At 62.8% G+C, this 13,166-nt stretch carries 15 protein-coding genes; 9 read left to right on the forward strand and 6 right to left on the reverse strand.

Annotated features, from left to right (window positions below; genetic code table 11):
• Nucleotides 1-20 precede the first annotated feature (20 nt).
• Entirely contained in the window at nt 21-566 is a 546-nt protein-coding gene (locus tag PF66_RS26140; RefSeq protein WP_054064246.1) for a GNAT family N-acetyltransferase, read from the reverse strand.
• A 562-nt stretch (nt 567-1,128) separates the two neighbouring features.
• Here PF66_RS26140 and PF66_RS26150 point away from each other — a divergent pair.
• The 3 genes from PF66_RS26150 (at nt 1,129) to PF66_RS26160 (ending at nt 3,386) form a co-directional block, all read left to right on the forward strand.
• Nucleotides 1,129-1,548 (forward strand): SPOR domain-containing protein, encoded by a 420-nt coding sequence (locus PF66_RS26150; protein WP_241494447.1) that lies wholly within the window; start codon nt 1,129-1,131, stop codon nt 1,546-1,548.
• Between the two features lie 95 nt (nt 1,549-1,643).
• Nucleotides 1,644-2,336: a DUF1963 domain-containing protein gene (locus tag PF66_RS26155; protein WP_054064248.1), complete on the forward strand. Its 693-nt coding sequence runs from the start codon at nt 1,644-1,646 to the stop codon at nt 2,334-2,336.
• 63 nt (nt 2,337-2,399) lie between these two features.
• Entirely contained in the window at nt 2,400-3,386 is a 987-nt protein-coding gene (locus PF66_RS26160) for a LysR family transcriptional regulator (protein WP_193394234.1), read from the forward strand.
• Nucleotides 3,387-3,404: 18 nt separating this feature from the next.
• Here PF66_RS26160 and PF66_RS26165 read toward each other — a convergent pair whose 3' ends face one another.
• Nucleotides 3,405-3,866, reverse strand: a complete 462-nt coding sequence (locus PF66_RS26165; protein WP_054057323.1) for a RidA family protein — start codon at nt 3,864-3,866, stop codon at nt 3,405-3,407.
• 343 nt (nt 3,867-4,209) lie between these two features.
• On the opposite strand from PF66_RS26165, the gene PF66_RS26170 reads away from it, so the two are divergent.
• Entirely contained in the window at nt 4,210-4,638 is a 429-nt protein-coding gene (locus PF66_RS26170) for a helix-turn-helix domain-containing protein (RefSeq protein ID WP_054057352.1), read from the forward strand.
• A gap of 231 nt (nt 4,639-4,869) precedes the next feature.
• On the opposite strand, the gene PF66_RS26180 is transcribed toward PF66_RS26170, so the two are convergent.
• The 4 genes from PF66_RS26180 to hpaA all read right to left on the reverse strand — a co-directional run bounded on the left by PF66_RS26180 (nt 4,870) and on the right by hpaA (nt 8,661).
• The gene (locus tag PF66_RS26180; protein WP_054057325.1) at nt 4,870-5,796 is read right to left on the reverse strand and encodes a p-hydroxyphenylacetate 3-hydroxylase reductase component; all 927 of its coding nucleotides are present in this window, start codon (nt 5,794-5,796) and stop codon (nt 4,870-4,872) included.
• A 61-nt stretch (nt 5,797-5,857) separates the two neighbouring features.
• Entirely contained in the window at nt 5,858-7,027 is a 1,170-nt protein-coding gene (locus PF66_RS26185; RefSeq protein ID WP_054064251.1) for a p-hydroxyphenylacetate 3-hydroxylase oxygenase component, read from the reverse strand.
• A gap of 121 nt (nt 7,028-7,148) precedes the next feature.
• Nucleotides 7,149-7,571, reverse strand: a complete 423-nt coding sequence (hpaR, locus tag PF66_RS26190; protein WP_054064252.1) for a homoprotocatechuate degradation operon regulator HpaR — start codon at nt 7,569-7,571, stop codon at nt 7,149-7,151.
• 181 nt (nt 7,572-7,752) lie between these two features.
• Entirely contained in the window at nt 7,753-8,661 is a 909-nt protein-coding gene (hpaA, locus tag PF66_RS26195) for a 4-hydroxyphenylacetate catabolism regulatory protein HpaA (RefSeq protein WP_054057328.1), read from the reverse strand.
• Between the two features lie 154 nt (nt 8,662-8,815).
• Here hpaA and PF66_RS26200 point away from each other — a divergent pair, with 154 nt between their 5' ends.
• The 5 genes from PF66_RS26200 to PF66_RS26220 all read left to right on the forward strand — a co-directional run bounded on the left by PF66_RS26200 (nt 8,816) and on the right by PF66_RS26220 (nt 13,147).
• Nucleotides 8,816-9,487, forward strand: coding sequence for a fumarylacetoacetate hydrolase family protein (locus PF66_RS26200; protein ID WP_054064253.1), 672 nt, complete (start codon nt 8,816-8,818; stop codon nt 9,485-9,487).
• Entirely contained in the window at nt 9,484-10,251 is a 768-nt protein-coding gene (locus tag PF66_RS26205; RefSeq protein ID WP_054064254.1) for a fumarylacetoacetate hydrolase family protein, read from the forward strand. Before PF66_RS26200 ends, PF66_RS26205 begins: the two co-directional genes overlap by 4 nt.
• Nucleotides 10,252-10,256: 5 nt before the next feature.
• Entirely contained in the window at nt 10,257-11,717 is a 1,461-nt protein-coding gene (gene hpaE / locus PF66_RS26210; RefSeq protein ID WP_054057353.1) for a 5-carboxymethyl-2-hydroxymuconate semialdehyde dehydrogenase, read from the forward strand.
• 80 nt (nt 11,718-11,797) lie between these two features.
• Nucleotides 11,798-12,721 (forward strand): 3,4-dihydroxyphenylacetate 2,3-dioxygenase, encoded by a 924-nt coding sequence (gene hpaD / locus PF66_RS26215; protein ID WP_054064255.1) that lies wholly within the window; start codon nt 11,798-11,800, stop codon nt 12,719-12,721.
• A 15-nt stretch (nt 12,722-12,736) separates the two neighbouring features.
• The gene (locus PF66_RS26220; protein WP_054057332.1) at nt 12,737-13,147 is read left to right on the forward strand and encodes a 5-carboxymethyl-2-hydroxymuconate Delta-isomerase; all 411 of its coding nucleotides are present in this window, start codon (nt 12,737-12,739) and stop codon (nt 13,145-13,147) included.
• Nucleotides 13,148-13,166 lie beyond the last annotated feature (19 nt).

The raw sequence follows: 13,166 nt of genomic DNA on the forward strand, positions 1-13,166 counted from the left end.
GCATCCATGGCGCCGCTGTTTCAGGCGCTTCGTTGCGACGCAGCCCATTGTGCCCGGGTGAGTCCGTAACACATGCACACCGCAGGCGCAGTCGACACTTTCAGCTCGGCGTCATACAAGTGCACGGCGCCGATCTTCAAGGCAGCTTTCTGTGAGCGAATGTTCGAAGGCGCGATGTGGAAATAGACGGTGTCGTACGTCTTGAATGCATGTTCCACCATCAAACGCTTCAGCTCACGATTGGTATCTCCACCCCATTTCGCCCGCACCAAGAAGGTAAAGCCGATGGCGATACTCTCCGGCCGGTCAGGTGGCGGGTAGTAGCTTGACATCCCCACAATCTGCCCTGAGTCGATATCGATGACGGTGAGCGCTTTGCCGGTGGCCAATCGAGAGGCGAAGTACGCTTCAAATACCTGCCGTTCATGGCGATCACTGGCGGGATGGTCGGCCCAGATGCACGGGTCACTGGCCGCCAGAAACAGGCCTTCAAAATCATGTTCGGCGAGAGGCCTGAGCCTTAGTGTGCTCCCACACAAAACGGGTTGGCAGTCGAAGTCACGCACAAAAATGGGTTCCTTTCCCGGTGAATCGTGAGAATGGAGCCAGTCTAGAGCGACAGATCATAAGGGAAAGATCCAATACGACGGATATTGATAGAGCCATCGCCAGCAGATGCAATCGTTTGTGCGAAACACCAGAGTAGATCTGGAGGCAATCCATCGACCGACCACCTGGCATCCGGTCGGTATGAGGAAACCTTGAAGAGGCGTGAATCTGACCTTCGCATTGGGCCGATGAGGGTCGTTCGTCAATGCTATCCGCTTCTTGACCAGATCAGCATAATGCCCCCCTTTCTCTACTCCTCACGCACGACAAGGACTGCCGGCATGCGCACACTCAACACACTCCTCCTGGGCTTTGCCCTCGCGCTGAGCTCGGCCACCTGTTCAACCGAGAACGACGCGGTTACGGACAAAGAGTAGATAATTTGATGAGTCCGCTCGGCGGGGTTATCACTCAATGTTTAAAACAAGGAAGTGCAATGGGCGTCCCCCTCCCCCTCTGGCTTATTCTCACAGCCGTGACCGCTTACGTTGCGAGTACACGCGGTCGATCAGGGCCAAGATGTTTGCAATCGGGCTTTTCCTTCCCGGCGTAGCCCTGGTCGCCGTGTTGTTAATGCCCCGGCTGGCAAAGACCGGTGTTGACGCCCTGGTGCACGAAGATCTGCGCCCTTGCCCGGCCTGCACCCAAAGCATCAAAGCTGCCGCCTCACGATGTAAGCGCTGCGGAGCCGAAGTGGAGCCTATCGCCCTGAAAAATCGCAGCGGCTGGGTAGCACGTATGACTGCCCCTACCGATGAGGAATTTGAACGGATGGCTGCACAGATGACGCTATTGGACCTACCCACCATTCTCGATGAAGCGCCCCACATTTTCGTAGGCCCGTTTGAAGAAAAGGCCGAGGCGCAAAACATGCTCAAATACCTGAAGTCCGACCATGGGCTGGATGGGTTGGTGACTTGGCGGTCAGTGACCCGGTAGCAATACACACTCCCGCCTGAGCATGATCAAAATGGCTACCTCCCTACAGATGGTATACTCCCCTGCCGATTTTTCCCGATCAAGTTAACGCCCGAATGGATATCGAAGAAATCAAGCTACGCCTGGCAAGGCCAGCCACAAAGTTTGTCGCCGGTGGATTTCGCCCTACCCATGCGCACGACGAAAGCTGGCTGGGCAAGGTCTTCCTGTTCCGACCTGATGAGACCATTCCGGTGAACGCCGCGGGTGAGCCCATGCTGCCCTATGCGCAGTTTCACCTGCCCAGCCTGCCGTCCACCTGCCCGGCACTGGCAAACGTGCGGGTGCTCACGCTCTTCGTTTCCCGGGCGTTTCCCGAGCCATTCGAACCTATGGGCGACAACTGGTTGATCAGGGAGTACGGCGATGCCGATACCCTGGTCAACAAATCGCTTTCAGTGGCGGACTCTCCGCTCAAGGCTTTTCCCTTGAAGGCCGAGTTGATGGAGGATTTTCCGTTATGGGATGGCGGTGGCGTTCCCGGAGAGCTTGAGGAGGAGATACTCCAACTTGAGCGGGCGGGGACGATAGGCAGTTATTACGACCTGATCACCCATGTTTACGAGCACAAGATCGGCGGCTATCCCTCGTTTTGCCAGTCGGGCGTTGACCCGGGGGAGGGTTTTGAGTTCGTGTTCCAGATTTCGTCAGATGCCAAGATCCATTTGAACGTGGTGGACAGCGGTAGCCTGATGTTCTGGAAAAACACGGTGACGGGGGAATGGCTGCTTTACTACGACTTCTACTGAGGGGATTTTCGCCATATTGGTTGAACCGGTCCCTTCTCGTATCATCAGCGCACCCTATCTGGAATGATTTACGTGAAGTCGTCACCTGAAAGTAGTTCGCCTGCCCCTGCTGCTCCCCAAGGCCCCAAATGGGATGCTGGCGAGGCTGTCAGCCAGCTCTCATGGGACGATTTGCGGATCATCAAGACCCTGAGCGATTGTGGCAATCGCGCTGACACGGCCAAGAAGCTCGGCATCAATGTCTCCACCGTGTCGCGGCGAATCGCTCAGGTTGAGAAATCACTCGGGGTGGCGCTGTTCGATCACCGAAAGGCGGGCTACCTGCTGACGGCCGAAGGCGCGGAGTTGCGTGCACTGGCTGAACGGGTCGAGCTGGACATCGTCAGTGTCACCCGTAGGGTTTCCCGTGCCGGCCAGGGGCCCCTGGGCAAACTGCGAATCACCACCAGCGACTCGCTGCTTCTGTACTTTCTCACCCCGATCATCGCGAATTTCAAAGCCCTCAATGAAGGCATCACGATTGAAGTGCTGGTGGGCAACCAGACGTTGAGCCTGGCCAGGGATGAATCGGATATCGCCGTGCGGGCCACCCGAAAGCCGGCGGACACACTGGTGGGGCGCAAGCTGGCCAATATCGCCTGGGCCGCTTACGGCAGCGCCAGGCATACGGTCGCTGCCGATCCCTTCACCGAAGGTCAGTCATGGGTGTCCTACTCGGGAGGTCTATACGGCTTGAAGGCGACAAACCATGTCGAATGCCGGGTACCCCCGGAGCGCATCTCGTACCGCACCGATTCGGTTGCCGCCGCCAGCGCGGCCATCGCGGCCGGCCTGGGTTTCGGCTTTCTGCCCTGCATGCTCGGCGACATCACCCCGGGGTTGGTGCGCGTCGGCCCGGTGGTGCGAGAGCTGCAGGACGAGCTATGGCTGCTCACCCACCAGGACATCCGAAAGTCCTGGCGGGTCAAGGCCTTCATGACCTTCTGCGCAGCGGCCGTGGCCGACCTGAAGCCCCTCGTGGAAGGGCATCAGCCTTTCCAGGCCTCATAGGTCGTCATCCGGCCCCGATTATCGGGTCTGCGCGCCGATCACCGCCCGGCACACGATCTCGATCAGTTGCGGCCGCTGGGCGAGGCGCGATACGCCGATGATGTTACTGGCGGCCTGAGGGCGCTCCAGTCCATAGGCCGCCTTGCGCACCTTGCCGACAACAGCAAAGGCCGCGTCCATGTCCAGCACATACAGCGTCTCTTCGACGACATCCTGCAGCGTGGCGCCAAACAGGGCGAGCAGCTTGGCAATGTTGTCATAGGCGACCCGCATCTGTTCTCCCATCGAGGAGTAATCGCTCGGCCTACCGTCGGCATCCAGCGGCGCGGGGGCGACCAGGTTGCCCTCTTCGTCGTGGTTGAACTGCCCCGAAACGAAGATCTCGTTCCCTACCCGCCGCACCTGCGGATAACCGTAGCTGTCCTCCCAGGGAACGCCCCAGTAGGCGGTGTCGTCGTTGAAAGGTCGTGAAGCAGCCATTGGATTCTCCTGGCGAGTGGGATCGACGTGATCCGGGTAGCGCGGATCCTAGCACCGTGAAGACAGCCGCATAGGGTGCATTAATGCGCTTTCAAGGGCGCAAAAATGCGCCATCACTTCGAGACATGTTTCGCTATCTTTTGCTGGCACTCGGCGACAACCCGCCAAGAGCACTCTCGCCACCGTTCAGCAAAAGGGAAGAACCATGAGCCGTCCACACACTGAAACCCTGACGCCTTTCAACAGCCAACGGGTCTCCATCGGCCAGCAGCCTCAAGATGGCGACGCCTACGATGCGGTCATGGCACAGGTGAAGGAGCACGCCGGTGCCTGCGGTACGGGCGTGGACGATGCCGACACCCGGGGTGACGATTGCATCGTGTTGGCGACGGTTGAAGTGGATTTGCCCCAACGACTCAAGCCATGGCAAGTCAGCACGGCCAAGCAGTTGATGCTGGATCATTTGGATAGCGGCATATCGGTGACAGAGGTCGCACAAGCCTGCGCACTGTCACGCAGTCACTTTACGCGCATGTTCAAGGAAAGCACTCGGTTCTCTCCTCAGGAGTGGCTGCGCGAACAGCGGCTGAGCAAGAGCAAGGAGCTACTCAGCCGCTCGAGGATGCTGGTGGTGGACATCGCGCTTGAGTGCGGCTTCTGCGATCAGGCGCACTTTTCCAGAACCTTCATGAAAGCTGAAGGGATGACGCCGCGGTCCTGGAGACAACAAGCCACCTATCCGGACGCTGGCCGGGGGTCTGCACAACGATGACCGGCCGGGCGGGCCACGAGCGCGTCCGATACCTCTACGGACCGGTTGCTACCGCTGGATCTGCCGAGAGGCTGAAGGTCAAACGCTTCGCGGGCAAGCCCGGCTCCTACGGCATGTTGGCGCTCATCGGATGGATGATCGCCTCTATCCTGCAGGAGCCGGGCTTGTCCGCGAACAGGCCAGTCGCCTCAGCGCAAAACGCCCGTCATGTCATGGCGGTGGCTAACCCGCTCAGGCCGAGATGATCGCCTGCAACACCTGCTTGAAGTTCGCTACCTGCTCATCCTCGAACTGGCTGAACACCCGCTCCTGCTGCTCGCGGGCAATGGCCCACAGCGCCTCGGTCTGGTCGATGCCGGCCACGGACAACCGCACACGCCCTTGCGTCTCGGTGACCAGCCCCTTGCGGCACAGGTTGGCAATCGCCTCTTCCACCTCCCGCTGCGGCATCGCCACTTCCCGCAGCAGCTCGGCCTGGCTCAGACCGGCGTCGTTCTCCAGCACCATCAGCATCCGTGCTTCGCTGGTACGCAGGCCGGTCGCCAGTTGGCGTGGCTGATAGTTGCTCTGGTAGCAACGCACCGCCTGGGTCATCAGGTAGTAGAGGTTGTCGCGCAGGCGGCCCTGGAAGTGGCTGCTCGGCCGCTGCGCCAGGTCCGGCTGGGTGATACGGGTGTGCGGCAGCACCATCGAGTAGGCGCCCTGGTGATACAGCAGCGGTGCGCGGCCGAAATCGTCGAAGGCAATGACCTTGCCGATCAGGATCCAGTGATCGCCGCCGTCGACCATCTGGTACTTTTCACAGCGAAAGCGTGCCGAGCAGTCGGCCAGCAGCGGTGCCCCGCCCTCGCCCACTTCATGCTCGACGTCGGCGAAGCGATCGTCCTTGCTGCGGGCGAAGTGATTGGAATGGTCGATCTGGTCGGCCGCCAGGATGTTCACCGCGAAATGGCTGGCCTGTTCGAACACCTCCAGGCTGCCCGAGCGCTTGTCCAGGCTCCAGAGGATGAGCGCCGGCTCCAGCGACACCGAGTTGAAGCTGTTGGCGGTGACACCGACCCGGCGACCGTCGGCGGTGGCGGCGGTGACCACGGTCACGCCGGTGGCGAAGTTACCCAGCGCACGGCGAAACGCGCGCGAATCGAATTCAGCAGACATGCAAGACTCCCGGAGCCGCCACACCGGCAGCCCCTCGATTGTTGTTATGGATGGAGCGGTTTCAGACCATGCTCGGATCGGGTTCCAGGCCCATCAGCTCGCGGCCGAGGATCTGCGTGCAGACGTCGTAGTCGGTGTAGGCATGCGCGCCGGTCATGTGCGAGTCGCGCCACAGCCGTTGCAGCTCGTTGGACTCCATCCACGCCCCGCCCCCGGCGGCTTCGAACAGCCGGTCGACGGCCTGGATGCACATCTTCACCGCGTAGCCCTGGTTGGTCCGCCAGAAGGCCAGGGTCTCGCGGCTCGGGTAGCGATGCGCTTCGCTGTGCTCGGCGTGCTCGGTCCAGGTCTTTTCCAGGAAGGCCCGTGCAGCGGCCACCTGGTGGGTGGATTCGGCCAGGCGCATCAGCGCCGGGGTGGCGGCGCCGACCTGGGCACCGGTATAGGCCCGCACGCGGTTGCGGGTCTTTTCCTTGAAGGCTTCGAGCATGCGCTCGGCCACGCCCAGGCTGACGGTGGCGAAACCGCTGGCGAAGTACGGACGGTACGGCGAGTAGAAGATCTTGCTGTCCGGGTACAGGCCGAAACCGTCTGACTTGCCTTCCATCATGTCCTTGGCTTTCTGGATGCGATGGTTGGGGACGAACACGTTGTCGACGATCAGGGTCTTGGTACCGCTGCCCTTGATGCCGGCGGAGAACCAGTCGTCACGGATTTCGTAGTCGCTGCGCGGCAGCACGGCGAAGCAATAGTCCTGGCCGCCTTCGCTGTTGAGCCGGCGGCAGCCGAGGATCGCCCATTCGGCATGGTCGCAACCGCTGCTCCAGCCCATCTGGCCGCTGAACATCACCCCGCCCTCGACTTCTTCGACCTTGCCGAACGGCGCGATCGAGCTGCTGGCGGTGGCATCGGGGTTTTCGCCCCAGATCTCGTCCTGCATCTGCTTGGAGAACATCGCCATCTGGTGGCTGTGGGTGCACAGCAGGCTCATCGCCCAGGCGGTGCTGGCACAGGCACCCGCCAGCAGGGCGATGCAGTCGCAGAACTGCGGCAGGGAGATTTCCAGGCCACCGTAGACCTTGGGCAGGAACGCCCGGTGCAAGCCGATCTGCTTGAGCAGGGCAATGTTTTCGGCGGGGACCTGGCGGTCCTTTTCCGCCTGCGCGGCATTGGCGGCGATGGTCGGCAGAATGGCCTTGAGGTCTTCGAGCAGCGGGTTGGGCTGTTTCATGGGGGGGTACCGAATTATTATTGGACTCCCCTCCAGTATTTCCCGCAGCCCCCGCTGGGAAAATGGACGTTCCACAGGGCCGATTGTACTTTTCACGACCCCCTGGCCACCCCGACGTCTGTCACGGCTCGATGGCTTTCAGCTCGTCGAGCAGCTCGTGCAGCAGTGCCAGCTTGTCTTCGCCCAGGCGCGACACCAGGCGCTGGTAGTTCAACTCCATGTCATCGGCCATCTCGACAAACCGCCGCTGACCGGCCTCGGTCAGGGCGACGAACATGCGTCGCTGGTCCTCGCTGGATTTGAAACGGCGCACCAGTCCGTCGCGCTCCATGCGCACCAGCACCCCGGACATGCTCGGCTTGAGGATGCAGGCCTTCTCGGCCAACTGGTAGCTCTCCAGCTCACCGTTCTGGCGCAGGATGCGGATGATCCGCCACTGCTGCTCGGTCAGATCGTGGGCGTTGAGCGAAGGACGGAAAAAGGCCATCGCGGCTTCGCGGGCCTGGAGCAACGAAAGGGTCAGTGAGGGACGTGGCACGGGCATCTTCAGGACAAGGTCAGTGAAAGGCCGATCAGCTTACGAGCCGGCGACAGGCGGTGGCAAGCGACACTGGCACCGTTCATGGAAAGTACCAGCGCTTGCCCGGAAAAGGCATTGGCCGTCGTTCCGGGCGCCGCCACGATAACGGCACAACAGGCTCTCACCCCAAGGCCGCACCATGCCGTCATCCTCTGAAACCGCCCTGGCGCTGTCGGTACTCGCCCGGCGTCATCTGCGCATAACGCTGGAAGAACCGGCTGAAATAGGCCGGGTCCTTGAAGCCGAGCTGGTAGCAGATCTCGTTGGCCGAATGACCGGTGAACAGCAGCAGGCGCCGCGCTTCCTGCATCAGACGCTCGAGCACCAGGCGCTTGGAAGACAGGTCGGCGATGCGCCGGCAAATGTCGTTCAGCCGCGCCTCGGTCACCCCCAGGCGCTCGGCGTAGGCCGCCAGCGGCAGGTGCTCGAGGTAATGGGCCTCGATCAGCGCGTTGAAGCGGTGAAACACCTGCAGGTCCTCATGCCGCGCCGGTTGCGCCGTGAGCGAATGCGCCGACAGCCGCAGCAGGCTGATCAGCACCAGCCGCGTCAGGGCATGCAGCGCGGGCGCACGACCGCTGGCCTGCCCTTCGATCTCTTCCCTGAGCGCGTCGAACATCAGCTCCAGGCGCCTGGCCTCGGCCAACTGCTCGCCTTCGAGCCGGTCCAGGGCCACGCAGGCCGGGGCCATCGGCGGTGGCGGCGCGAGCGCCGGGTCTTCTTCGAGCAGTTGCCAGACCAGTTGCTGGCGCACGGTCAGCACGTGCCCGTCGGCGTCGAACTCGGTGACGAAAGAATGCGGAATGGTCGGCGGCGTGAGGAAGAACATCGGCCCGCTTTCGACGAACTGGCGGTCGTCCAGGTACACCCGTACCGCACCGCTCTTGACGTAGTGCACCTGGAAGAACCGGTCGTGCCGGTGCACCGGCATGTTGCGGCCGAAGAACCCGGCCAGGTTGCTCAGGCGGTCGTAATGGATCTCGGCATCGCTGTAGCGCTGGTCGTAGACCTGCCCGATGTTGATGTTGGGGATGGGCGAACGTTCGCTGCGCATCAGGGAATTCCTTGTTGTTATGGCTGCATGCTGCGCGCTTTTACCGGCTTTGAACAGTTGGCCGGACGCAACCTGGCTTGACGATCGTTAACATCTTAATTATAACGTTAACACATTAACAATATCGGGCCCCAGGCCCCTCCAGGAGATCGAGATGCCCCGAAGCCTGTACGACACGGCCCACGGAACGCTGTTCGGCATCGCCCTGAACTACCAAGGCCTGCTCGCCCAGCGCCTGCCCGAGTTCAACGCGGCGCCTTACAAGGAACCACCGGTCAAACCGGTGCTGTTCATCAAGACGCCCAACACCCGCAACCAGCACGACGGTACCGTCGAACATCCCGCCGGCGAGCGCCTGCAACCCGGCCCGGCTCTGGCCGTGGTGATCGGCAAGCGCGCCAGCCGGGTCAGCGAGGCCCAGGCCCTGGAGCATGTGGCCGGCTACACCATCGCCAACGAATTCAGCCTGCCGGAAGACAGCTACTACCGCCCGGCGGTCAAGGCCAAGTGTCGCGACGGTTTCTGTGCCCTGGGCCCGGTGCTGGTACCGCCCCAGGACGTGCCCAACCCGCAGACGCTGACCATCAAGCTGTGGGTCAACGGCGAAGTCGTGCAGGAAAACACCACCGCCAACCAGGTGCGTGGCGTGGCCAGGCTGATCGCCGAACTGAGCGAGTTCATGACTCTGGATGTCGGCGACGTACTGATCACCGGCACCCCGGAAGGCCGCGTCGATGTGCAGCCGGGCGACCGGGTCGACGTCGAGATCACAGGTCTGGGCCGCCTGACCAACCACATCGTCAGCGAACAGGAGCCACGCCCATGAAACACGCCCGTATCCAGTTCGAAGGCGCCGTGCATGCGGTGCTGGTCGACGCTGACCACAGCGTGCGCCTGGAAGACGGCCGCGTGCTCGGCGAGCAGCAGGTCACCTGGCTGCCACCGGCCACCGGCAACATGTTCGCCCTGGGCCTGAACTACGCCGACCACGCCCGCGAGTTGGCCTTCACCCCGCCGACCGAGCCGCTGGCGTTCATCAAGTCGCCGGGCACCTACACCGGCCACAACCAGCAGACCTGGCGCCCGGACGGCGTGACCTACATGCACTACGAGTGCGAGCTGGTCGCGGTGATCGGCAAACCGGCGAAGAACGTCAAGCGCGAGGACGCCCTGCAGTACCTGGCCGGCTACACCGTGTGCAACGACTACGCCATCCGCGACTACCTGGAAAACTACTACCGCCCCAACCTGCGGGTGAAGAACCGCGACGCCACCACCCCGGTCGGCCCGTGGATCGTCGATGTCGCCGATGTGCCGGACCCGTCGAACCTGAAACTGCGCACCTGGATCAACGGTGAACTGAAACAGGAAGGCACCACTGCGGACATGATCTTCGACATCCCGTACCTGATCGAATACTTCTCCAGCTTCATGACCCTGCAGCCGGGCGACATGATCGCCACCGGCACGCCGGAGGGCCTGGCCGACGTGGTGCCGGGCGATGAAGTGGTGGTGGAAGTGGAAGGCGTGGGCCGCCTGGTCAATCGAATCGTCAGTGAAACTGACTTCTTCAAGAACAACAAGGCATGAGCAGCATGATCAAGCACTGGATCAACGGCCGTGAGGTCGAGAGCAAAGACACCTTCATCAACTACAACCCGGCCACCGGCGAAGCGATCGGTGAAGTCGCCAGCGGCGGCGCCGAGGAAGTCGCCCAGGCCGTGGCTGCGGCCAAGGAAGCCTTTCCGAAGTGGGCCAACACCCCGGCCAAGGAACGCGCCCGGCTGATGCGCAAGCTCGGGGAGCTGATCGACCAGAACGTGCCGCATCTGGCCGAGCTGGAGACCCTGGACACCGGCCTGCCGATCCACCAGACCAGGAACGTGCTGATTCCACGCGCCTCGCACAACTTCGATTTCTTCGCCGAAGTCTGCACCCGCATGGATGGCCACACCTACCCGGTCGACGACCAGATGCTCAACTACACCCTGTACCAGCCAGTGGGTGTCTGTGGCCTGGTGTCGCCGTGGAACGTGCCGTTCATGACCGCCACCTGGAAGACCGCGCCCTGCCTGGCGCTGGGCAACACTGCGGTGCTGAAGATGTCCGAGCTGTCGCCGCTGACCGCCAACGAGCTGGGCCGCCTGGCGGTCGAGGCCGGCATTCCCAACGGTGTGCTGAACGTGATCCAGGGCTACGGCGCGACCGCCGGCGACGCGCTGGTGCGTCACCCGGACGTGCGGGCGATCTCCTTCACCGGCGGCACCGCCACCGGCAGGAAGATCATGCAGACCGCGGGCCTGAAGAAGTACTCCATGGAACTGGGCGGCAAGTCGCCCGTGCTGATCTTCGAAGACGCCGATCTGGAACGTGCACTGGACGCCGCGCTGTTCACCATCTTCTCGCTCAACGGCGAGCGTTGCACCGCCGGCAGCCGGATCTTCATCCAGGAAAGCGTCTACCCGCAATTCGTCACCGAGTTCGCTGCGCGGGCCAAACGCCTGATCGTCGGTGACCCGACCGATCCGAAGACCCAGGTCGGCTCGATGATCACCCAGCAGCACTACGACAAGGTCACCGGCTACATCCGCATCGGCATCGAGGAAGGCGCCACCCTGCTCGCCGGTGGCCTGGAGCGCCCGGCCAACCTGCCGGCGCACCTGGCAAAAGGTCAGTTCATCCAGCCGACCGTGTTCGCCGACGTGAACAACAGCATGCGCATCGCCCAGGAAGAGATTTTCGGCCCGGTGGTCTGCCTGATCCCGTTCAAGGACGAAGCCGAAGCGCTCAAACTGGCCAACGACACCGAGTACGGCCTGGCCTCCTACATCTGGACCCAGGACATCGGCAAGGCTCACCGCCTGGCCCGCGGCATCGAGGCCGGTATGGTGTTCATCAACAGCCAGAACGTACGCGACCTGCGTCAGCCGTTCGGCGGTGTGAAAGGCTCGGGCACCGGCCGCGAAGGCGGCCAGTACAGCTTCGAGGTGTTCGCCGAGATCAAGAACGTGTGCATCTCCATGGGCAGCCACCACATCCCGCGCTGGGGCGTGTAACTTGATCCTGCTGGAGCCGGCCCGGCCGGCTCCTACCGCCGACGCGGGCCTACAACAACAATCAACTACCGGAGAACCCCATGGGCAAGCTCGCTCTGGCCGCCAAGATCACCCACGTGCCGTCCATGTACCTGTCCGAACTGCCCGGCCCACGCCAGGGCTTCCGCCAGGCCGCCATCGACGGGCATCACGAGATCAGCCGACGCTGCCGCGAACTGGGCGTGGACACCATCGTCGTGTTCGACACCCACTGGCTGGTCAACGCCAACTACCACGTGCTCTGCAGCCCGCACTTCGAGGGCGTCTACACCAGCAACGAGCTGCCGCACTTCATCAGCAACATGCCCTACGCCTTTCCCGGCAACAGTGAACTGGGCAAGCTGCTGGCCGACACCTGCAACCGCTTCGGGGTCGAGACCATGGCCCACCACGCCACCACCCTGGGCCCGGAATACGGCACGCTGGTGCCGATGCGCTACATGAACCAGGACCAGCATTTCAAGGTGGTCTCGGTCTCGGCCCTGTGCACCTCGCACTTCCTCGCCGACAGCGCGCGCCTGGGCTGGGCCATGCGCAAGGCGGTCGAGGACCACTACGACGGTACCGTGGCGTTTCTCGCCAGCGGCTCGCTGTCCCATCGCTTTGCCCAGAACGGCCAGGCGCCGGATTTCGCCACCAAGGTCTGGAGCCCGTTCCTGGAAACCCTGGACAACCGCGTGGTGAAAATGTGGGAAGACGCCGAATGGGCGGACTTCTGCGCGATGCTCCCGGAATACGCCGCCAAGGGCCACGGCGAAGGTTTCATGCATGACACGGCGATGCTGCTCGGTGCACTCGGCTGGTCGGCCTATGACGGCCATGTCGAAGTGCTGACCCCGTACTTCGGCTCCTCCGGCACCGGGCAGATCAACGCCCTGTTCCCGGTCACGCCCCAGGACGGTTCGGCGATCCCCGCCGCCCAGGCCTCCAACCCCGCGTCGGTCGGCCTTGCCAACCGCCTTTGACTCCAGGAGCCGCTCATGCCCCATCTGGTATTGCTCTACACCCCGGACCTTGAGGCCGAGGCCGATATCCCGTCGCTGTGCCGACGCCTGGCCGACACCATGCTCCAGGCCCGCGACGAAAGCGGCAAGGCGGTGTTTCCCACCGGCGGCACCCGGGTGCTGGCCTACCCCGCCGCGCATTGCGCGGTGGCCGACGGCCGGGGTGACTACGGCTTTCTCTACGCCAACCTGCGCATGGGCCAAGGGCGCAGCCGGGCCGTGCACAGTGCGGTCGGCGACAGCCTGCTGGCGGTGCTGAAGGAAGTCCTGGACCCGCTGGTAAAGCGACGACCGATCGGCATCACCCTGCAGATCGACGAAAGCCAGGCCCAGGTCTACGACGGCAAGCACAGCAGCCTGCACCCGCTGTTCAACGGCCGCGCCTGAGCCCATCCCGTCTCATCCC

The sequence above is a fragment of the Pseudomonas asplenii genome, from assembly GCF_001293465.1.
Lineage (GTDB): Bacteria > Pseudomonadota > Gammaproteobacteria > Pseudomonadales > Pseudomonadaceae > Aquipseudomonas > Aquipseudomonas fuscovaginae_B.